This is a genomic window from Hymenobacter nivis, from assembly GCF_003149515.1.
Lineage (GTDB): Bacteria > Bacteroidota > Bacteroidia > Cytophagales > Hymenobacteraceae > Hymenobacter > Hymenobacter nivis.
This window is the reverse complement of record NZ_CP029145.1, coordinates 3,628,472-3,650,924: the sequence shown is the minus strand read 5'-3', so window position 1 is coordinate 3,650,924 and position 22,453 is coordinate 3,628,472. Positions and strand designations below refer to the sequence as shown.

At 61.7% G+C, this 22,453-nt stretch carries 12 protein-coding genes; 6 read left to right on the top strand and 6 right to left on the bottom strand.

What is annotated here, in order from left to right:
* Positions 1-68: 68 nt before the first annotated feature.
* The 3 genes from DDQ68_RS16160 to DDQ68_RS16150 form a co-directional block, all read right to left on the bottom strand.
* Positions 69-1,397, bottom strand: coding sequence for a hypothetical protein (locus DDQ68_RS16160; protein WP_162550168.1), 1,329 nt, complete (start codon positions 1,395-1,397; stop codon positions 69-71).
* Between the two features lie 82 nt (positions 1,398-1,479).
* Entirely contained in the window at positions 1,480-2,751 is a 1,272-nt protein-coding gene (locus tag DDQ68_RS16155; protein ID WP_109657229.1) for a tyrosine-type recombinase/integrase, read from the bottom strand.
* 475 nt (positions 2,752-3,226) lie between these two features.
* Positions 3,227-3,943, bottom strand: a complete 717-nt coding sequence (locus tag DDQ68_RS16150) for a 3-ketoacyl-ACP reductase (protein WP_109657228.1) — start codon at positions 3,941-3,943, stop codon at positions 3,227-3,229.
* A 116-nt stretch (positions 3,944-4,059) separates the two neighbouring features.
* On the opposite strand from DDQ68_RS16150, the gene DDQ68_RS16145 reads away from it, so the two are divergent.
* Positions 4,060-4,731, top strand: a complete 672-nt coding sequence (locus DDQ68_RS16145) for an HAD family hydrolase (RefSeq protein ID WP_109657227.1) — start codon at positions 4,060-4,062, stop codon at positions 4,729-4,731.
* A 109-nt stretch (positions 4,732-4,840) separates the two neighbouring features.
* Positions 4,841-5,971 carry a hypothetical protein gene (locus tag DDQ68_RS22975; RefSeq protein WP_162550167.1) on the top strand — a complete coding sequence of 377 codons (1,131 nt, stop codon included), beginning with the start codon at positions 4,841-4,843 and terminating at the stop codon, positions 5,969-5,971.
* 60 nt (positions 5,972-6,031) lie between these two features.
* Here the strand turns inward: DDQ68_RS22975 and DDQ68_RS16140 are convergent, their stop codons facing one another.
* Together DDQ68_RS16140 and gltB are read right to left on the bottom strand one after the other, a co-directional pair.
* The gene (locus DDQ68_RS16140) at positions 6,032-7,501 is read right to left on the bottom strand and encodes a glutamate synthase subunit beta (RefSeq protein WP_109657226.1); all 1,470 of its coding nucleotides are present in this window, start codon (positions 7,499-7,501) and stop codon (positions 6,032-6,034) included.
* Between the two features lie 115 nt (positions 7,502-7,616).
* On the bottom strand, positions 7,617-12,146 hold the full coding sequence (gene gltB / locus DDQ68_RS16135; RefSeq protein WP_109657225.1) for a glutamate synthase large subunit: 4,530 nt from the start codon (positions 12,144-12,146) through the stop codon (positions 7,617-7,619).
* 284 nt (positions 12,147-12,430) lie between these two features.
* Here gltB and DDQ68_RS16130 point away from each other — a divergent pair, with 284 nt between their 5' ends.
* From DDQ68_RS16130 to DDQ68_RS16120, 3 genes are all read left to right on the top strand, one after another.
* Positions 12,431-14,095 carry an MFS transporter gene (locus DDQ68_RS16130; protein ID WP_109657224.1) on the top strand — a complete coding sequence of 555 codons (1,665 nt, stop codon included), beginning with the start codon at positions 12,431-12,433 and terminating at the stop codon, positions 14,093-14,095.
* Positions 14,096-14,473: 378 nt separating this feature from the next.
* Complete coding sequence (locus tag DDQ68_RS16125; RefSeq protein ID WP_245897077.1) at positions 14,474-15,871, top strand: exopolysaccharide biosynthesis polyprenyl glycosylphosphotransferase; 1,398 nt, start codon at positions 14,474-14,476, stop codon at positions 15,869-15,871.
* Between the two features lie 43 nt (positions 15,872-15,914).
* Complete coding sequence (locus tag DDQ68_RS16120) at positions 15,915-16,661, top strand: WecB/TagA/CpsF family glycosyltransferase (protein WP_109657222.1); 747 nt, start codon at positions 15,915-15,917, stop codon at positions 16,659-16,661.
* A gap of 220 nt (positions 16,662-16,881) precedes the next feature.
* On the opposite strand, the gene DDQ68_RS16115 is transcribed toward DDQ68_RS16120, so the two are convergent.
* Positions 16,882-20,625, bottom strand: a complete 3,744-nt coding sequence (locus DDQ68_RS16115) for a T9SS type A sorting domain-containing protein (protein WP_109657221.1) — start codon at positions 20,623-20,625, stop codon at positions 16,882-16,884.
* A 935-nt stretch (positions 20,626-21,560) separates the two neighbouring features.
* Here DDQ68_RS16115 and DDQ68_RS16105 point away from each other — a divergent pair.
* Positions 21,561-22,445, top strand: coding sequence for an aldo/keto reductase (locus DDQ68_RS16105; RefSeq protein ID WP_109657219.1), 885 nt, complete (start codon positions 21,561-21,563; stop codon positions 22,443-22,445).
* The last annotated feature ends 8 nt before the right edge of the window (positions 22,446-22,453 follow it).

Here is a 22,453-nt window from a genome sequence, read left to right as displayed (position 1 = left end):
ACCGGTCGGGTGATGCAAAGCGACAAGTTCTAATGCCCTTTATTACCGATGGGGGGCAATAAAGGGCATTAGGGGGCAATAAAGGGGGGTTTAGCAGCGGCTTTCCGTTCGTTCACCCATTCGATAGCGTCGGCAACGGCACTTTGAAACGGGCCGGGTGCCGACGTGGGAGCTTGGCCGTGTGGGGTCAGTTGGTGGGCAATAACATCGGCCCCCAGGTTAGCATCATATTCTTTTTTGAAAGCGTCGGCCCACACTTTATCGGTTGCCGTGGGAGCCAACAACCCCGCCCGATGCAGTACCCGGTATGCCGCCGTAAATGCGCCCCGCTTACCTTGTGCCTTACCCAATAATTTATTGGTCAAACAGTTACCGTCAGTATCAATTACCTTTAGCCTTTTCAGTAGGTCGTTCAGGTTGGGCGGGGCGAACCCATTACAGCACAATTCGGCAACGGTCAGCGCGGCCGTAGGCTTTTCAGGTAGTTCAGGCCGTAGTGAGGCGGGCGCGGGCGTGTCGAGGTGGGGAGCGGCCGCCGCTTGCTTTTCCTGAAAGGTTGCCGGCGTGGGCGGGGCCGCTTCACCTAACGCCCCAGCCAGCAGAATTAGCGCCTGCCATACGTGCCACTCTTTTTGAAACAGGTGTAGGTGTAGGTACTGAAAAAAGAATTCTGTTATTTGGCTTGTGGTGGTTTGCGTGGGACGCAATGGGACGAATTCTGAATAAGGGTACGTAGCCGTTAGAGAACTTGAAAAGAACGGGTATCCCTCATCGTGAAGCCGTTGCCATTTTAACGGGCGGCTTGCTGCTAAGGTGGGTAGTAGTTGCTTTAACTCAGTGTAGGCGGCTCGCAATAGTTGCTTTTTGGCGGTGGGAACGGCCCGCCGCAAAGCCATTAGCAACACAGCGTATTCCTCTCCCCATTCCTCAAGCCCCCCCTCACGGGTAGTCAATTGGTGCCGGTCATTTTGCCACAGCTCAATTTTACGGGCGCGGTCTAAGAACTGTTCTACTAGCGAAAGAATGGCCCGCGTATGCCATTCCCGCACGGCCCGCAACGTAGCCCGCCCGCTAGCTACTATTTCCGCTTCCCGCTCAGGGGTCAGGTAGTCAGGGGGGTAATGCCGCCGGTAGCCGTAACCAGGTAAGTGAGCGTGTTGCTCAACCTCAGCTAGCAACATAGCTACACAGTCCGTAAACTCTGCTTTATTACTTGCCCGTTCGTACCGTTCAGCAACATAGTAATCAAGGTCTTCTATACCTAGTCGAGATAGGTCGGAATACCATTCCGCTGCTAAGTCCGGCAAGGTGGGCGAAGGTAAATGCTCCCCCAAGCTGGGGTAATACTTGCGAATAAGGCCGGCCGGCTCCCCGGCGGATTGAACAGGTGTATTCATAGCTTGCCAGCTCTTTGTTTGGGGTAATAATACAACCTTGCCAGCTTTGCGCGGGCGCGTTGGGGTGTCCGGTTTTGTCTGCCTATTCCGGCATTTCGTGGAACCGGGCGAATTCTTCCGCTACCCGCTGGGGCGTAAGGTTCACGTACCGCTGAAAGGATTTGTAGGACGTGTGCCCGGTCAGCTTCATCACAAACTCGGCACTCATACCCTTCCCCAGGTTCAGGGTAACGAACGTACGGCGGGCCGTGTGAACGGTCAGGCGTTCGTATTTCGGGGCCGTGGCCACGTCGGCAACCCCGCCCCGGTAGCGTATCACTTCAACGGGCGAATCAATGCCGGCCAGTTGCCCCAGCTCCTTTAGGAACCGGTTCAGCACGGGGTTGGTAATGGGTTGGCTTTTGATGCTGGCCAGCTCCCCAGCCAGTAGGCGGTTCACAATGCCCAGGGCGGCGGCGCTCAGGGGTACGTTCACCACGGCGCGGGTTTTCTTGGCAGTCAGCCGTAGGTGTGCCGGAAGGGTGGCCGTAGCGGGGCGTACGTGCTGGGGCTTGATGCTCACCAGGTCGGAATACCGTAGGCCCGTGTAGCAGGCCAGCAGGAACCAGGCGCGGGCTTTTTCTAACCGGGAGCCCACGGGTAGCGGCAAAGTTTCGAGGGCCCCCAGCTCGGCTACGGATAAGGCCATTACATCGGGCTCCCTTCGCGCCCAGCTTACCCGGTCAAGTGCCGTGTTTTCAGTGTAGCCCCGTTTGGCTGCCCACTTCATAAAGGATTTGAGCCGCCCCAAATGCTTATTGATTGTGTTGTCGGTCAGGTCGACCGTATTTAGCAGGTAAGCCGCCCAGCGGTCGCCCACGGTAGACGTGAGCGTATCAAAGTCAATCGTGTAGCCGTTGGCTTCGGAAAACTCCCGTAGATGTCGCCCGGCGGTGGCGTGGGCTTGCGCGGTGCGAACGTTGCCGGCGGCACGGGTGTAGTTTACCCATTCGTCGTATCGTTGCCAGAATACCGGGCCGTGGCCAGCGGCTTCAACGGGGTCAGGTTCCGGTTCGGGGGCTTCGGTTTCGGCCAGCGCCCGTAACTCGGCGGCCGTGGGCGCGGTGCCGGCAGCGGCGTGGGTGTCGCAACGGGTAGTGAGCCGGTCGGCCAGCAGGTCAAGCCAATCGTTCAGCGCCCCGTTGCGCGGGTAGCCACGGGTAAGGGCACGGCGTTCGGTCGCATCCCATTGCCGGGGGTGAATGGAACGGTTCGCGTACACCTTCACCCGTCGCCCGTCAAAGCTCAGGAAGGTAAAGATGGGGGTGGGCTTATCCGCGCCTGGCGCGTTCAGCAGGTAGGAGATTTTTGCCACGTTGAAACGGGTTGTAGTTGCCGTTTCAAAAGTAGTGCATCTGTCCTATTGTAGGACACAACGTAGGACAAAAAAGCCGATTTATACCGTATTTGTCCTTACTCATACCGACCGTAGGACAGGTACAAAAGCCGTTCTAGGCTATTGCAGGGCTATTTTATATCATTCTACGGTCGTTCTAAAAAAGCGGGTTGCAATCCTATCCCCGCTACCTAAAAGGCCGTTTTCCATCTGGAAAGCGGCCTTTTCTTTTGCCCATTGGGTACTATGTGAAATGCGTATAAATAAAAAGGCCGGGGCCCCTAATTGGGGGCCCCGGCCTTTTTATTTATACGCAACATAGAGTAGGGTGCGGGGCTTGCTCCCGCCTGTCGTTGCCCGAAGCACGCGCCAACCGTGCAGCGACGGGCGGGGGCAAGCCCCGCACCCTACTCCATGTTACCAACCACTTCGCAACGAGTATGATACCCATTCCCTACGGATTGGTGCTCCACATGCCGGCTTCCTTGATGAAGATGCGGCGGTTGAGCTTGAGCTGGGCCACCATGAACTCGGCCAAGTCTTCGGGCTGCATCACCTTGTCGGGGTTGCCGTCGGTGAGGCCGCTGCCGATGGCCAGGTCCGTGGCCACGGTGCTCGGCGTGAGGGCCGACACGCGGATGTTCTGCTTGCGCACTTCCTGCATCAGCGCTTCGGTGAGGCCCATGAGGGCGAATTTGCTGGCGCTGTAGGCGCTGCTGCCCGCCGAGGCGCGCTGCCCCGACGTGGAGGCCACGTTGATGATGTCGCCCGTTTGCCGCTCCAGCATGCTCGGCAGCACGGCGCGCGTCACGTAGTACACGCCCAGCAGGTTCACCTGGATGATGTGCTCCCAGTCGGCCGGCTCCATGTCGAGGAACTTGGCGAAGGTGCCGATGCCGGCGTTGTTGATGAGGATGTCGATGGGCCCCAGGGCCTGCTGAATCTGGGCCACGGCGGCTTCCACGGCGGCGCGGTCGGCCACGTCGGCGGCGGCCACGGCGGTTTTCACGCCCAGGGCCTGCAGCTCCTGCGCTACTTCTTGCAGCTGGCTTTCGGTGCGGGCCAGCAGGCCCACGTGCACGCCTTCGTGGGCCAGGGCCACGGCCGTGGCGCGGCCGATGCCTTTGCCAGCGCCGGTCACCAGGGCAATTTTTCCTTTGAGGGATTCCATGTTTTTGTTCGTTTGATGGGGCCCCGTATAACCGTGGGGGCCCCCGGGGGTTTCATTGCCTCACCTTTGGCGCGCCGGGGCCCCACGCGGGGCCGGCGCGTGCTTTTCTTTGCCGCATGCCCTATTCCACGCTACTTTTCGACTACGACGGCACCCTGTGCGACACCCGCCAGGCCATTTACCACAGCCTCCAGCAGGTGTTCCGCCGGCACCGCGCGCCGGTGCCCACCCCGGCCGCCCTCGACGAGGTGATGACCCTGGGCCTGCCCACCCTCGAAATCCTGCAACTGCTGCACCCCGCCGGCCCCGCCGCCGACGTCGCGGCCTGGGTGCCCGCCTACCGCGCCATCTACGCCGCCGAGGGCGAGCCGCTGGTGCAGCCCTTCGCCGGGGCCCCCGCGGTGCTGGCCGAGCTGCAAGCCGCCGGCTACGGCCTGGCCTACGTCAGCAACAAGAACATCGTCACCCTGGGCACGTCGCTCGACCGGCTCGACTTGCGCCGCTACGCCTCGCTCGTCGTGGGCGAGGGCAGCTTCCCCGACCGGCCCTTGGCCCTGAAGCCGGCCCCCGACATGTTCTACGAAGCCGTGCAGCCGCACTTCCTGGGCACGCCCGCCGCCAACATGCTGATGATCGGCGACACGCCCTCCGACCTGCTCTTCGCCCGCAGCGTCGGCGTGCCCGCCTGCTGGGCCGCCTACGGCTTCGGCGACGCCGTGACCTGCATGGCCCTGGGGCCCCAGCACCACATTAGCGACGTGCGCGACGTGCTGGATTTGGTGGAGTAAATTCGCTTTTCACACAATGGGAGCGGGTTTAGCGTACCAGATATCCAGGATGTATTACGCAACAAGATGACAGGATTAGCATATTAATTCAAACTGATTTTTTGAATACATGAAAAAAATTATTCAAAAGCCTGAGAATTGGCAAGATTTTGAATCCCTTTGCAAAAAACTATGGGGCGAAATATGGGGGATACCTATGAAAATCAAAAAAAATGGCCGAACTGGGCAGTTACAGGCAGGTGTTGATATTTACGGCGTGCCTAATGGCGAAATTGACTATTGGGGTATTCAATGCAAGGGCAAGGATGAATATACAGATGCTAAATTAACAAGAAGAGAAATAAATGAAGAAATAATTAAAGCCAAATCATTCAAGCCAAAGTTAAAAGTCCTCATTTTTGCTTCATCCATGAACAAGGACTCAAGCATAGAGGAATATGTAAGAGAAAAAGATATTGAAAGTACAAGGTCTGGAGGATTTGAAATACTTCTTTATTGTTGGGAAGATATTGCCGATTTAATCGATGAAAACAGGGACACGTACAATTATTATGTTAATAATCAGCAATATAAGTCTAGATTTGATTTTAAAATATTGTTAAATAATTTTCAGGAAGAGTTTACCATCAAGCCTAAATGCGTCAGAACCATAAAAAAATATAGATTAAGCGATTATGGTAATGAAATGGCACTTTTTAGGCCACGAACATTAGGCCTTGGGTCTTGGAATGATAATCTTAACCCTGCTAACATATCATTAATTACACAGGGTAAAATTAATGAAGCTATTTGCTCTTTTGAAATTATTATGATTAATGAAGGCTCAGTCGTAATAGAGGATTGGAGAGTGACTTTAGAAATTACTGGAGAATATATTGAATTTTTTGACCAACTTGGAACAGGTCCTATGGGTATGATTAATCTTATGGCACTAAAATATAAAAGGACATATGTGGAAGATGGAAAGATATCGTACACGCCAAAAGATAATGAACCCCTTATCCAAAAAGATAATAGATATTTCGAAGCTCATATAATACCCAAGTTTAAAGAATATATAATTCCTATTCAATGGAAAATATTAGCCAGAGACTACAATACTTCGGGTAAAATATACATTAAAGTAGAACCTGAGTATGAAGACAAAATTATTTATGAATATATAAATTCAGTTGATGAATTAAAAGAAGATGAGGTTATATCAGTAGAAGCAAAGAAGAATTACAAAGACAATAACTGAAAAACCCTGAAAACAAATGCTTCCAGTGCCCTCCTTCTCAATTAATTGTTTCTAATCATCTCACGCGAACATGCCTACCGCGTTCTTGCTTGGCAACGCAGTTTGCCCCGTTAGGAACAGGTCGATTTGGCGGGCGGCTTCGCGGCCTTCGGAAATGGCCCAGACGACCAGCGACTGGCCGCGGCGCATGTCGCCGGCCACGAACACGCCGGGCACGTTGGTTTGGTAAGTGGTTTCGGGGGCCTGCACGAGGCCGTTCTTTTCCACGGTTACGCCCAGCTGGGCCAGCACGCCCTCGTAGGGGTTGGCGTGGAAGCCCATGGCCAGCAGCACCAGCTCGCAGGGGATTTCGCGGGTCGAGTTTGGCACTTCTTCCGAGGTGAGGCGGCGGCCCATGGCGTCGGTTTCCCAGGTCACGTCGCTCACTTGCAGGGCCCGGACGTGGCCGTGCTCATCGCCCAGAAACGCCTGAGTGCTGATGCCCCAGTGGCGCTGGCAGCCCTCTTCGTGCGAGCTACTGGTGCGGAACACCGTGGGGTAGTGCGGCCAGGGCGTGTGGGCCGGCCGCTCGTTGGAGGGCTGGTTCATGAGGGCGAACTGGGCCACGGCGGTGGCCTGCTGGCGGTTGGCGGTGCCCACGCAGTCGGAGCCCGTGTCGCCGCTGCCAATGACAACCACGTGCTTGTCCGTGGCCAGAATGTCGGGGCCCTGCACGGGGAGGCTGCTCACGCGGCGGTTTTGCTGGCCGAGGTAATCCATGGCGTAGTGGATGCCGGCCAGCGCGCGGCCGGGCAGCGGCAGGTCGCGCGGGGCGATGGCGCCGCCGGCCAGCACCACGGCGTCGAAGGTGCGCTGAAGCTCGGCGGCGGGCAGGTCGCGGCCGATTTCGGTGTTGCAGCGGAACACGATACCGTCCTTCTCCATCAACTCGATGCGGCGGTCAATTACCCATTTTTCCAGCTTGAAATCGGGCACGCCGTAGCGCAGCAGGCCCCCGGGCCGCTCGTCGCGCTCGAACACCGTGACGGCGTGGCCGGCCTTGGCCAGCTGCGCGGCCACCGCCAGTCCGGCGGGCCCCGAGCCCACCACGGCCACGGTTTTGCCGGTTTTCAGCACCGGCGCGGTGGGCTGCACGTAGCCTTTCTCGAAGGCAATTTCGATAATGTGCTTCTCGATTTCCTCGATGGCCACCGGCGTGCTGTGGATGCTCAACACGCAGGCCGACTCGCAGGGCGCAGGGCAAATGCGGCCCGTGAACTCAGGGAAATTATTGGTGGTGGTGAGGATTTGGTAGGCATCGGCCCAGTCCTGCCGGTACACGGCTTCGTTAAACTCGGGGATGATATTGCCCAGCGGGCAGCCCGAGTGGCAAAACGGAATGCCGCAGTTCATGCACCGGGCCGCCTGCTGGTGCAGCGCCTCGGGCGGGTACAAGCCGATGAACTCCTGGTAGTTGGTGGTGCGCACCTGCGGGGCCTCCTTGGCGGGCAGCTCGCGGGGGTATTGCTTGAAACCGGTGATGTTGCCCATTGCGGGTATAATATTGAAAGTTAGATTTTTGGTTATTAGGCCGTCATGCTGAGCGGAGCGCAGCGAAGTCGAAGCATGACGGCCTTTTTTGCACAATTCACCATAAAACAGGGGCCTACCGCGCCGCTTGCAGTTGCGCCCGTTGCAGCACCTTTTTGTATTCCGAAGGGAAGACCTTGACGAAGCGGCCGGTTTCCTCGGGCCAGTTGGCGAGGAGGAAGGCGGCTTTGTCGCTGCCGGTTAGCGCGTGGTGGCGACGCAGCAGGGCCTGGATTTGGTCTTCGTCGTCGGCCGAGAGGCCCTCCAGCTCCACCATTTCCAGGTTGCAGTTGGCGGGGAACGCGCCGTCGGGGTCGTAAATCCAGGCGATGCCGCCGCTCATGCCGGCGGCGAAGTTGCGGCCCGTCTGGCCCAGAATGAGGGCCCGGCCGCCGGTCATGTACTCGCAGCCGTGGTCGCCCACGCCCTCCACCACGGCCGTGGCCCCGGAGTTGCGCACGGCAAACCGCTCGCCGGCCTGCCCGCGGGCAAACAAGGCCCCCGAGGTGGCCCCGTACAGCGCCACGTTGCCGATAATGATGTTGTTTTCGGGCACCAGCGTGCTTTCTGGGGCCGGGAAGATGGCTAGCTGGGCCCCCGAGAGGCCCTTGCCCACGTAGTCGTTGGCCTCGCCGGCCAGGCTGAAGGCCAGGCCCCTGACCGCAAACGCACCGAAGCTCTGCCCCGCCGAGCCCTTGAAGTCGAACCGGATGGTGCCTTCGGGCAGGCCGGCGGCGTGGTAGCGCTTCGTGATTTCGTTGGAGAGCAGCGTGCCGATGGTGCGGTCGGTGTTGCGCACGGCGAAGGCCCCGGCCACCGGCGTTTGGTGGGCCAGGGCGGGCTGGGCCAGGGCCAGCAGCTGCCAGTCGAGGATGTCGGCGAGGCCGTGGTCCTGGGTTTCGCTGTTGTAGAACGTGGCTCCGGTGGGGTTGGGGGCCGGGTAGAGCACCCCGCTCAGGTCCACCTGACGGGCTTTCCAGTGGCTGATGCCGGCCCGGCGCTTGAGGAACTGCGAGCGGCCCACCATTTCGTTCACGGTGCGAAAGCCCAGCATGGCCATGATTTCGCGCAGCTCTTCGGCCAGGAAACGGAAGAGGTTGACGATATGCTCGGGCTTACCCGAAAACAGCTTACGCAGCTCGGGGTCCTGGGTGGCCACGCCCACGGGGCAGGTATTGAGGTGGCACTTACGCATCATCACGCAGCCCCCGGCGATGAGGGCGGCCGTGGCCACGCCCCACTCTTCGGCCCCCAAAAGCGCCGCCACGGCCAAATCGCGGCCGGTTTTAAGCTGGCCATCGGCTTGTAGCACCACGCGGCTACGCAGCTGATTGCGCACCAGCGTTTGGTGGGCTTCGGCGAGGCCCAGCTCCCAGGGCAGGCCGGCGTGGCGGATGCTGCTGAGCGGTGAGGCCCCCGTACCGCCGTCATAGCCGGAGATGAGGATGACGTCGGCGTGGGCCTTGGCTACGCCGGCGGCGATGGTGCCCACCCCCGCCTTCGACACCAGCTTCACGTTGATGCGGGCGGCGCGATTGGCGTTTTTCAGGTCGAAAATCAGCTGCGCTAAGTCTTCAATCGAGTAGATGTCGTGGTGGGGCGGCGGCGAAATCAGGCCCACGCCGGGCGTGGCGTGGCGCACCCGGGCAATCCACTCATCCACCTTGTGGCCCGGCAATTGCCCGCCCTCGCCGGGCTTTGCGCCCTGAGCCATCTTAATTTGCAGCTCGTCGGCGTTGGTGAGGTAGTGGGCCGTGACGCCGAAGCGGGCCGAGGCAATCTGCTTGATAGCCGAGCGCATAGAGTCGCCGTTTGGCATCACCTCGAAGCGCATGGGGTCTTCGCCGCCCTCGCCGGTGTTGCTCTTGCCGCCGATGCGGTTCATGGCGATGGCCAGGGTGCTGTGGGCCTCGTGCGAAATCGAGCCGAACGACATGGCCCCGGTGGCGAAGCGCTTCATAATCAGCGCGGCCGGCTCCACCTCATCAAGCGGAATGGCCTCGCGGTGCTGCGCAAAGTCGAGCAGGCCGCGGATGCTGAACGCTTGGCTGGGGTGCTCGTTGAGCAGCTTGGCGTAGCGCTGGTAGGTAGCGTAGTTGCCGGTGCGGGTGGCCAGTTGCAGCAGATGCACCGTCTCGGGATTGAACATATGCGCCTCGCCGCGCCGCCGCCACTGGTAGAAACCGCCCTCGCCGAGCAATTCCGGCTCGGGCGGGGTGCTACTGCGGAACCCCTGGAAATGCTTGTACAGCGTCTCACGGGCAATTTCGTCGAGCCCCAGGCCCCCGATGCGCGTCACGGCCCCGGTAAAGTAGCGGTCTACCACTTCCTGGTTCAGGCCCAAAATCTCGAACACCTGGGCCCCGTGGTAGGAAAGCAGGGTCGAAATCCCCATCTTGGAGAAAATCTTCAGCAAACCGTCGTTCACGGCCTTCACGTAGTTTTTCACCAGCTGGGGGCCCTCCAACATGGTATCGAGCCGGCCTTCCAAATGCGTGGTGCTGATGGTAGCCAGGGCCAGGTAGGGGTTGATGGCGGTGGCCCCGAAGGCCAGCAAACAGGCAAAGTGGTGCACTTCCCACACGTCGCCGGCCTCCACCACGAGCCCCACCGCGCCGCGCCGGCTGATGCGAATCAGGTGGTGATGCACGGCCGACACGGCCAGCAGCGACGGAATCGGCGCGTGCTCCGAGTCCAGGGCCCGGTCCGAGAGAATCAGCACCTCGAACCCGTCGTTCACCGCGTCCTCGGCGTAGCGGCAGAGGCGGGCCAGGCCGCTTTCGAGCGAGCCGGGCTGGCCGTCGGCCTTGAAATAGGTTTGCAGCGTTTTGGCGTGAAACAGGCCGGTGTCGATACTGCGCAGCTTTTCGAGCTGGTGGTTGGCCAGAATGGGGTGGCGCAGGGCCACGCAGTGCCCGTGCATCTTGTCCTCGTCGAGGATATTGCCGTTGTTGCCGATAAAAGTGGCCAGGCTCATCACCAGCCGCTCGCGGATGGGGTCGATGGGCGGGTTGGTGACCTGAGCGAAGAACTGCTTGAAGTAGCTGCTCAGGTGCTGGGGCTGGTCGGAGAGCACGGCCAGGGGCACATCCACGCCCATCGAGCCGATGGCTTCCTTGCCTTCCAGCGCCATCGGGAGAATGACGGTTTCGATGTCTTCGCGGGAGTAGCCGAACACCTGGTGGTACTTGAGCACGGCCGCCGCGCCGAGGTCGGAAAACACCTGGCGGGGCTCCTCCAGCTCGTCCAGCCGAATCTGGTAATTGCGCAGCCAGTCGCCGTAGGGCTGGCGGCTGGCTGCCTGGTGCTTGATTTCGGCGTCGGTGATGATTTCGCCGGCAACGGTGTCTACTACGAACATTTTACCCGGCTGCAAGCGCCCTTTTTCCAGGATAGTTTCCTCGGGAATCGGCAGCACGCCGGCCTCGGAGGCCACCAGCACGCGGCCGTCGTTGGTGACGACGTAGCGTAGCGGGCGCAGGCCGTTGCGGTCGAGCATGGCCCCAACCAGCCGACCATCGGTGAAGTTGAGGGCCGCGGGGCCGTCCCAGGGGCCCATAAACGTGGCGTGGAACTCGTAGAAGGCTTTTTTCAGCGGGTCCATCTGCTCGTTGCCGTCCCAGGCTTCGGGCACCAGCATCATCAGCACGTGGGGCAGGCTGCGGCCGCAGTGCAGCAGCAGCTCCACGATGTTGTCGAGGCAGGCCGAGTCCGACTGCCCGGCGTCAATCACGGGCAGCAGCATGGCCATTTCTTCCGCCGAGAAGAAGGGCGAGGCGTAGGTACGCAGGCCGGCGTAGAACCAGTTGAGGTTACCGCGCAGGGTGTTAATCTCGCCGTTGTGGGCCAGGTAGCGGAAGGGCTGGGCCAGCCGCCAGCTCGGGAACGTGTTGGTGGAGAAGCGCGAGTGAATCAGGCCGAAGGCCGTCGTCACCCGCTCGTCAGTGAGGTCGGGAAAGTAGCCGCGCACCTGGTAGGTAGTGAGCTGGCCTTTGTAGACGATGGTCTGGCACGAGAGCGAGGCGAAGTACAAATCGTCGAGGCCGCCGGGCAGGGCTTCCTTCACGTTCTGCACGATGAGGCGGCGCAGCACGTAAAGCTTGCGCTCAAAGTCCTCCGTGGTGGCCACGTCTACGGGCCGCGCCACGAACACCTGCTCCATCACCGGCTCGCCGCTGAGGGCCGTGACGCCGATGCCGGCTGGGTTCACGGGCACGGGGCGGTAGCCCAGGATGCGCAGGCCCAGCTGCGAGGCGGCCACGTCGATGAGGCCCCGGGCGGTGGTGCGGGCGGCCGCGTCCTTCGGCAAGTAGGCCTGGCCCACGCCGTAGGCCCCGGGCTCGGGCAGCTGAATGTCAAGGGCCAGGCACTCCTCTAATAGGAACCAGTGCGGAATTTGCAGCAGCAGGCCCGCGCCGTCGCCCGAGTCGTGGTCGCAGCCGCAGGCGCCGCGGTGCTCCATGTTTTCCAACATAGTCAGCGCGTCGACCACCATCTGGTGCGACTTGCGCCCGGTGATGGACGTGATGAAGCCCGTGCCGCAGGCGTCGTGCTCAAACTCCGGGCGGTAGAGGCCCGCCGAAGCAGCGTTGTAGTCAACCGTCATTTTATGCCTAGTTATTTGATTTTCAAACAAATGACGCCCTAAGGGCCGGTGGTATTGGGCCCCGCGGGACCCCGGCCGGCGCGTCCTGGCCGCCCCGGCGCACTGGGGTGGCCAGTGCTCTGCGCGTTAAAGTATTACACAACGTGGCTTTCGCCTAATCAACTTTTCGCCGGTTTACTATTTCCAATGTATCGCTCCCAGGCGCGCCCTAGGGCCCTGGGGCCCTAGGGCGCGCACCCCAGGGGCCCCAAATCCGTAAGCTGGTCCGCGCTGTTATTTCCTTAATGACCCCTTCCCTTCCCCCTGCCCCGGCCGCCCGGGCTACCATGTGGAGCCCGCTGGCCTACCACGTATTCCGGGCCGTATGGATTGCCTCGCTTGTTTCGAACGTGGGCACCTGGATGCAAAACGTGGCCGGCGTGTGGCTCGTGACCACGCTCACCACTTCGGCCCTGCTCGTGGCCCTGATGCAAACTGCTTCCAGCCTCCCCGCCTTCCTGCTGAGCCTGCCCGGCGGGGCCCTGGCCGACCTCGTTGACCGGCGCAAGCTGCTGCTGGGCACCCAGGGCTTCATGGCGGTGATGGCCACCATTCTGGGGGCCCTTACGCTGGGCGGGCAGGTATCGGCGCTGGGGGTACTGGGCTTCACGTTTCTGCTGGGCATGGGCTCGGCCCTGAACGGCCCTGTCTGGCAAACCGTGACCACCGAGCTGGTGCCGCGCCCGGTGCTGCCCTTCGCCATTACCCTGAACGGCGTGAGCAACAACATTGCCCGGGCCATCGGGCCGGCGCTGGGCGGGCTGGTCATCGCCTACTACTCGCCGGGCTGGGTATTTATGCTGAACGGCGTGTCGTTTCTGGGCACGTTCGCGGTGATATACTACTGGAAGCGCGACGCGGAGGAAAGCCAGGGCCCCGCCGAGCACTTCCTGGGGGCCCTGCGGGCGGGCATGCGCTACGTGCACTACGCGCCGCCCATCCACGCGGTGCTGGTGCGGGTGTTTGCCTTTGGGTTTGGGGCCAGCGCCATGTGGGCGCTGCTGCCGGTGGTCATCGCCCGCAAGCTGCACCTGAGCGCCGGCCACTACGGCGTCATGCTTTCGTGGCTAGGCGCCGGGGCCGTGGCGGGGGCCTTCCTCATGGGCCGGGCGGGGCAGCGCGTCAGCCTTAACCAGCGGGTGCTGCTGGGCGTGCTCACCTTCGTGGGCACCAACCTGGGCCTGGCCTTCGTCGAGAACACCGCCATCCTGGGGCCCATCATGTTCGTATCGGGCACGGCCTGGCTCATGGCCATGACCAGTTTCAGCACCACCGTGCAACTGAACGTGCCGAAGTGGGTGCAGGCGCGGGTCATCAGCATCTATATGCTGCTGTTTCAGGCGGGCATGAGTCTCGGCAGCCTGGCCTGGGGCGAGCTCGCCGACTACTTCAGCCCGCAGGTGGCCCTGTGCGCGGCCGCCGGCTGGATGGCCGCCAGCGCCCTGCTGGCTTTCCCATACCCGCTCTGGGCCGCCGACAACCTCAACCTCGACCCCGCCGAGCCCTGGCTCGACCCGCCCGTGGCCGGTGGCCCCGCCGACCCCGACGATGGCCCCGTGGTGGTGATGATTGAGTACCGCATCGACCCCGCCGACTGGGCCGCGTTTCAGCCGGTGGCCAGCCGCCTCTCGCGCCTGCGCCTGCGCGATGGGGCCCTGCGCGCCGGCGTGTATGCCGACCTGGCCGACCCCGCGCGCATCACCGAGTTTTTCACCGTGGCTACCTGGGGCGAGCACCTGCGCCAGCACCAGCGCTTCACCCGCGACGACCAAGTAGTGGAGGAGCAGGTGCGGCAGTTCCACCGGGGCCCCGAGCCGCCGTACGTGACGCACTTCCTGGCCTTTCCCACCGCCATCAACGTGCCCGTGGAAGTGGCCGCTCCCTACCCCAACGTAGAACTAACCCACTAATTTTTGGCACAACCTTTGGAACAAGTCATTTTAAGTACAGGTAAAAACTAAATAATGACAATTTCTTTGGTTAATATATAATATATAGTATATTAGACTATTATTAATGGCTGCCACCCACTACTACAATAGTTGAAAACGATAAAATACAGTTCGATCTTGGAATCGATTCAATTTATAAAATATAATTATTCTGCTTAAATATGGTGTGCAACTGATTGCTTTTATAAAATTTACAATTAGATACCTTTTAAATCATAATCGGCAAGGCTAATGGATCCTCCACTCCGTATGTCCCCTCACAAAACCCTGACGGACTGTCGTTGGACACGAAGTCACTGATATGATAATAGTATAAACCTACCCGCTTATATTCTCATGATACTTTACGAACGCCGGACCCACATCAACCAGATGATTCTGTTGGCTGCTGATGTTTTGCTTATTTTCGGGACTTTCCGCGCAATCAATTTTATTCAGCGCGGCGACTGGCAGTTTGGCGGCGATTACCCGCTGTTTTTTGCCGTTTTTGCCTTGTTGTGGTGGATTGTGGCGGGCCAGGTAACCGCCCCCACTTCGCTGGACCGGCTCACGACGTATTCGGAGAAATTTTGGGCCCTGGTGCTGGCCTTTCTCATCCACGCGGTGGTGTTCACGGCTGGCATTTTGCTGCTGCGGGTGCGGCTGTTGCCCATCCGCTACATCGTGCTGCTTTATGGCATAGCGGGCGCGGCCGTGGTGAGCGGGCGCTTACTGGTGGCTTTTTTCTACCGCACCTACCGCTACCGACTGGCCCGGCCCCACAGCCGCTTCGTGATTGTGGGCGCTAGCCGCAGCGGGCGCGAAATGCACCAGTTCCTGACGCTGCACGACCCGGTGGCCAACCAGTTCCTGGGCTTCTTCACCGACGAACCGGTAGCGGCCGACACCCAGCCGCTGGTGCGCGGCGGCTTGGCCGACCTCAAGGATTTTTGCGAGCGGGAGCAGGTGGACGAGATGTACTTCGCGTTGCCCCTCAACCAGTCCGAGCTGATTTCGGAGCTTTCAGCCTTTGCCGACGACCACTTCATGGCCTTCCGCATCGTGCCCGACTTTGAAGGCACCCTGCACAAAGGCGTGAACGTGCATTACTACGGCCGGGGCCCCATCCTCACGGTGCGCCGCCACCCCCTGGCGTTCCGCACCAACCAGATTGCCAAGCGTGGGTTTGACCTGGTGTTTTCGGGCTTGGTTATCGTGGGCATATTCCCGATTTTGCTGCCCATCCTAGCGCTGCTCATCAAGCTGGATTCGCCGGGCCCCGTGTTCTTCAAGCAAATGCGACCCGGCAAGCGGAATAAACTATTCCCGTGCTACAAGCTGCGCACGATGCGCACCGACCTGAGCGGCATTGAATTGCAAGCCACCAAGGGCGACGCCCGCGTGACGCGCATTGGCCGCTTCCTGCGCTCGTCAAGCCTCGACGAGATTCCGCAGTTCTTTAACGTGTGGCTTGGCCACATGTCGGTGGTAGGGCCCCGGCCCAACATGGTGTCGCAGCTGGAAGAATATTCCAAGTACATCCACACCTACACCCAGCGCCACGCCGTGACGCCCGGCATCACGGGCCACGCCCAGGTGAACGGCCACCGCGGCGAAACCCGCGCCGCCGGGGCCATGGAGAAGCGCGTGGAGTACGACCTGGAGTACGTGGAAAACTGGTCGCTGCTGCTCGACATGAAAATTATCGGCAAGACGGTGTGGAACATGGTGGCCGGCGAGAAGAATGCGTACTAACCGCGCCAGCTCGCCCGCGGCCCTGCCCCTTACCTTAGCGCCTATGTTAGCGACGCAAACTGTTATTGGTTCGGGCATCACCACGGGGTCCTTCGACGAATTTGTGGACCGCATCCTGCACCTGGGCGCGGCCCGCCAGTCGGCCTATGTGTGCTGCGCCAACGTGCACATGGTGGTGGAAGCCCACCGCGACCCCAGCTTCCGCCAGGTGCTGGCCGAGGCCGACCTCGTGACCCCCGACGGGGGCCCTGTGGCCAGCGTGGCCGGGTGGCGCGGCGGCCACCCCCAGGAGCGCGTGGCCGGCATGGACCTGGTGCCCGCCTTGCTGGAAGAAGCTGCCCGCCGCGGCCAGTCCGTATACTTCTACGGCACCACCGACGATGTGCTGGCCGCCATTGTGGCGCGGGCCAAGCACGAGCTTCCCACCCTGCGCCTGGTGGGCACCTGTGCCCCGCCCTTCCGCGCCCTTACCCCCGAGGAAGAGGCCGCCCACGTGGCCGCCATCAACGCCGCCGACCCGGATTTGCTGTTCGTAGCCCTGGGCTGCCCCCGGCAGGAGCGCTGGATGGCCGCGCACCGCGGCCAGGTAAAAGCCTGCATGTTGGGCGTGGGCCAGGCCTTCCTGGTATACGCCGGCATGGAGCAGCGGCTACCCGTGTGGGCCCGCCGCCTGTGGCTGGAGTGGGCCTACCGCCTCTGGCTGGAGCCCCGCCGGCTGTGGAAGCGCTACCTCGTCACCAACTCGCGGTTCCTTTTCCTGCTGGCCCGCACCTCGCTGGTTAAGGGCTGAAAATGAGTAATTAAGCCCTACCCGTTGTGAAGTAGGGTGCGGGGCTTGCCCCGCCTGCCATTGAACGGAATCGTTGAAACGGTGCGGACGACGGGCGGGGGCAAGCCCCGCGCCCTACCTCTTTTTCTCAAACCACTTCGCGACTACTATTAAGCTAAAAAGGGGGAGATTGAGCAACGGCCATTGCTCAATCTCCCCCTTTTTAGCGCTGTCGGGGGCCCTAATGTTTCACCTCCAGGCGCTGCACCAGCGTCGGCTGGCTGCTCTGGATTTGCAGGGTGTAGATGCCGCTGGGCAGGGTACTGGTATCGAGCGTAAACTGGTTGTCGCCGGCCGTGGCCTGCTGCTGGGAGCGGGCCACGGGAGTGCCTTGCATGTCGGTAACCACCAGCGTCACCGCTGTGGCCTGCGCAAAATTTACAGACACCGTTACCTGGCCGTCGGCCGGATTGGGGAAGAGCGTGGGGCCGGCGGGGAGTGCACTGGCGGCCATGCCAGCCGTTGCACTCGTTGCGGAGGCGCCGCCTTGCAGCACCAGTTCCACGTCGTCGTAGTACAACCACTGCCCGCCGCTGGCCTTGGAGTAGAAGCCAATTTCACACTGGCCGTTGCTCACCACAATGTTTGGCACCGTGATTTGCACCCACTGCCCGTCGGGGGTGGCCGGGGCGGCGGTGCTCACTAACGAGCCGCCGTAGTTGCTGGCCCGCACCTCGGCCCGGGGCTGGCCGCCGCTGCTCTTTACCCAGGCACGCAGCGTGTAGGTACCAGCCGGCAGGTTCTTCACGACTTGGTAAGTATAGACTTCGTAGGCCTCGGGGCGGTAGTGCGTGCCGTGGTACAGGCCCGAGTGGGCCCCGGGGTACGCCTCGGTGTAGCTGGCGAAAGGCCGGGTAGCGCCAAAGGCTTGAGTAGTCCACTGGCGGGGCCCCAATAGCGCGGTAAGGTCGTCGTCGAAGCTGGCGTTCAGCGCAGAATTAGCCCCGGCTGCGGTGGGCTGGAGCACAAATTCTACGTCGTCGAAATACAGCCACTGCTCCGCTTTGGCGCTGGAGTAGAAACCTATTTCGGCCTGCCCGTTCGTCACGCTAATGTTCGGGATTTGCACCAGGGTCCAATCGTTCATGACGGTATTGAGGCTAGCGAGGCGCATGTCGCCGCCGTAGTTACTGGCCCGCATCTCGGCCCGGGGCTGGCCACCGCCGCTCTTTACCCAGGCACGCAGCGTGTAGGTGCCCACAGGCAAGCCCTTCGCTACCTGGTAAGTGTACACTTGGTAAGCCTCGGGGCTGTAGTGCGTGCCGTGGTATAAGCCCGCATGCGCTCCAGCGTAAGCTTCAGTGTAGTCAACATTGTCGCTGGTGTTCAGGCCGGTGGCGGTTTGCCAGCCGGCAGGGGCCCCCGTTGGCTGGCCACCCGCTTCGAAGCCGGGGTTCAGCAGCGCGGCGGCGGCCACCTGGTCCGTGCCAGGGCTATTTTGCGCCACCAGCTCCACATCGTCGAAGTAAAGCCACTGGCTAGCCCCGGCTTTGGAGTAAAAGCCGATTTCGCACTGCCCGCTCGTCACGGCCAAGTCGGGCAGTGCCACCTGCACCCACTGCCCGTCGGGCGTGGCGGGCGCGTCCACCGTAATGTCGGGCCCGCCGTAGCTTTTGATGCGCAGCTGGGTTTGGTGGCCGCCCCCGCCTTTCACCCAGGCCCGCACTACGTAGCTGCCGGCCGGCACGTTTTGTACCACCTGGTAGGTGTAGATTTCGTAGGCCTCGGTGCGGTAGTGGGTGGCGTGGTAGGTGCCCGTGTGCGCCCCGCCGTAGGCCTCGGTATAGTTGGCGCTGGCGTCGGTGTCCTGGCCCGTCCAGGTTTGCCAGTTAGCAGGTGAGCCCACGGCCGCTCCATCGGCTTCAAAGCCGGGGTTCAGCACCAGGTTGGCTCCGGCAACCACCGGCGCGGGGGCCGGCGCAACCGGTGCCGCCACCACGGCCACGGACACCACGGCCGAGGTTGTGGCCGCGCCCGCGTTGTCGGTAGCCACGGCAATCAGCGCGTACGTGCCGGCGGCGGTGGGCGTCCAGCTCAATTGGTAAGGGGCCGCGGTGGCTTCGCCCAGCTTGGTGGTGCCGTTAAAAAACGCCACTTTGGCCACGGTGCCGTCGGAATCGGCGGCCGTAGCGCTCAAGGCCAGGGCCTGGCCCAGCACAATGCTGCTGGCGGCCGTCAGGGCCACGGTGGGCGCCACGTTGGGGGCAGCGGCTTGCTGGGGCGCCAGCGTCACATCGTCAAAGTAGATGGCTTGGCTGCCGCTGGCCTTGGAATAAAAGCCGATTTCGCACTGGCCGTTGGTCACCACAATGTTGGCCACAGTGAGCAGCACCCAGCCCGGGGCCGTCACGCCGCCGGGGGTGGCGGTAAAGTCGGCGTTCAGCACGGGGCCCCCGTAGTTACTGGCCCGCATCTGGGCCGCGGCTTGGCCGCCGCTGCTTTTCACCCAGGCGCTGAAGGCGTACGTGCCGTTTGCCAAGCCATTGACCACCTGGTAGGTGTAAACCTCGTAGGCCTTGGTGCGGTAGTGGGTGCCGTGGTAAGTGCCCGTGTGGGCCCCGGCGTACGATTCGGTGTATTCGGCGTTGGCATCGAAGGTGGCTTGCCAGCCCGCGGGCGTGCCCGAGGCAGCGCCGTCGGCTTCGAAGCCCGGGTTAACGACCTGGCCGGTGGCGGTGATTGGCACAACCGGGGCCAGTACCGGGGCCGGGGCTGGAGCAGCGGCCCCCAGGGGCCCCACCACTACGCCGTTCTGTTGCAGCTTCTGGGCCCACAGGGACCCTTCGTTGTCCTCGGTGGCCAGCGTGACGGGGCCGGGCAGGTGGACGGTGCCCTGGCACGGGGCGCAGGCGTCGGGGGCCTCGTCCTGCCGGTCGGCAGAGGGGCTGTGCCCCCCCCAGCGCACCACGCCCACCGTGTTGTCGGCCACCCGGTGGTTGGCGAACACGCCCCCCGGCTGCCGGTAGTAGTTGAACACCCCCAGCCCGCAGAAGCCCGCGCTGAAGCGCCGCCCGTCGGGCAGGTAGCCGCTGCTCACCGCCCGGTTGTCGTGGTAGTACACGTCGTGGCCGCTGGCGATGTTCATGGCCGAGTTGCCGATGCCCACGAACTGGTTGTGGTCGGCCTCCACGAAGCCCGTCGCCGCGGCCAGGGTTTGCGCGTCGCCGTCGGTGGTGATGCCCGTGCCCGTGAAGGGGCCCCCTGTGGCCGGGAACGGGTAGGCCCCGCGCACGAAGTTGTCGTGCACGTGCAGCGGGCTGGCCGCCGTGCCCGACGAATTGTACAGGTTGATGTTGTCCTCCACCAGGCTCTGGTCCGGCGTATTGAGCACCTCGTTGTAGGCGACGTCCACGCCGGGCAGGTGCTGCACCGTGTTCAATATCAGGAAGCTCGCCCGCGCCCCCCCCCCGTTGCGCCAGCGCCCGTCGATGTTGCGGGCCCGGTTGTAACGAACCGTCAGCGTAGGCCCCAAGCCCGCCCCGCTCCAGCGGTTGACCACGATACCGCTCGTGCCCGAGAAGAAGTTGTGTTCAATCACCAGGCTCTGCGACTGGTAAGCGTCCACGAAGTGGCCGGGGGCCTGGTTGTCCACCGTGGGGGCCAGGCCGGTGCCGGTGCAGTTGCGCACCACTAAGTTGCCCCCCGATCCCGATTGAATCAGGTTGCCCGCCCCGGACAAGTTGCATCCCAGGAGCACCACGGGCGCGGTGGTGTTGACCAGCACACACGGCACGCTTGAGGACAGGCTCTGGTAATTGCCGGTGTAGGTGCCGCCCTGAGTGATGACCAAAGGGCCCGCGTAGCTGATAGCCTGCGCCTGGGTAGCCCCGGGCAGCAGCGCCCCCACTCCGATGGCCAGCGCGGCGCAGGCAATAGCAGAGCGGACCTGTACCAGTTTACCAAAAAAGTTATATTTTTTTACCATAAACGTGCTGGTTAAGATCGCCGATCAATAGAAATCTTCATAATTCATAAGTTCTATTGTGGCAAATATAGGAGGCCGTCGGCAAACGTAAGCTATTGAATTACGCACTAGTATGAAAAACTATCAAACTATTTACTTCATAAGAACCCGCTATCAAAATAGCAAAATGCAATTTTTGAGTATTTCCCCACCTTGCTAAGGCCCTGGCAGCGCTCCCAGCCATTTTGCCAACTATTGCGCTGGATTAGCAATAATTATCGCTTGCTTGGCCGAATAAACCACCTGCTTTAGTTGATAATTAATATTCGTTTAAGCCATTTTTATCCCACCTGCTGCTATGGACTGTGTTTGGAAACGGGCACTTAACAGGCTCGACGAAATGGCATCTTTGATCCACTTGGGGGCTGCTGTACCTGAGCGGCTCGCCCTGATGGTGTCCATGTTTCACGTGCTCTTTGGGAACGCGAACGAGATGGAACGGTACAAAGTGGATCCCCAGCAGCGAATCACCACTGGGATTACAAACGTGTAACCGTGGCCTGCTTCCTGGCCCACGGTTACACGTTTGTAATCCCGGCCGACGTGCTACGCGGCCTCGAATCGGTGCGGAATACGTCCTCATCACTTCGACGACGGGTGTTACAACAATCTCCGTACGCTGCCCGTTTTGCAGCACTACGGCGTACCGGCTACGTTTTCCAATTCTACGCACCACGTGCTGGATAACCAGGCCTTCTGGTGGGACGTGGTGTTCCGGGGCCGGGGCTCAATAATGGCGAGGCCAGGGCCACAGAGGGGCGGACAAGCCCAAAAAAACTGGGCTAATTTGGGCCGCCGGGCTACCTTAGTCCGGCCGCTGCACGTATCTGGGCGAAGGCGGGCCGGCAGGGCGCAGCCGCTCTTTCTTCACAAACGCCGCGCACGCTGCTGATTGCATGATTTCTATAACCCAATTGTCGCGGGTGGGGCTTGGCACCAGCCGGGCCGCCTCGCTGGGCAGCCGAATGGCTCCGGCGGCTTTCAACGCCTTCCTCAAGCTGGCCACCGAGCAGAACGTTAACCTGATCGACACCTCTGATTTTTATGGTTCGGGCGATGCGGAACGGCTCATTGGCCGGGGCTTGCGCGCCACGGGCTACCCGTTTTTCGTCGTCACGAAGGCCGGGCTGCCCCGCGTGCACGCCCCCGGCTGGCTGTCGCCCCTCAACCAAATTGCCAAAAAAATCAGGCAGCGCGCCGGGGCCCGCAACAACTACTCGGCCGCCTACCTCGTGGGCAGCGTGCAGCGCAGCAACCAGCGCCTGGGCGTGGAAACCGCCGATGCCCTGCTGCTGCACGAGCCTACTTGGGACGCCCTGGCCGGCACCGATGCCTGGGACGGCCTGGCCCAGATTCGGCAGCAGGGCTTGGCCCGCTACACCGGCGTTTCGACCGACGACTACCGCGTGGTGGAGGCCGGCATTGCCCGCGGGCAGGTGCAGCTGGTGCAAACGCCCGTGGGCTGGGGCCCCAGCGGCCACGCCATTGCCGCGCTCTGCCGCGCCCACGGCATCCCCGTGATTGCCAACCAAGTACTGCAACCCTACCCCGCTTTGCAGCCGGCATTTGCACGGCACATGGCGGCCATCCAGAGGATGGACGGGCTGGCGGACATCTCGCTGCCCCAGCTGCTGATTGCCGCCGCGCTGGCCGAGCACAAGGCCGACGCCGTGCTGTTCGGCACCAGCAACCCGGCCCACCTGGCTCACAACATCGCGGCGCTGCGCTACGTGGCCAGCCTACCCCCTGCCCTGCCGGCCATCACCCAGTTGCTTTCCTGATTGTGACC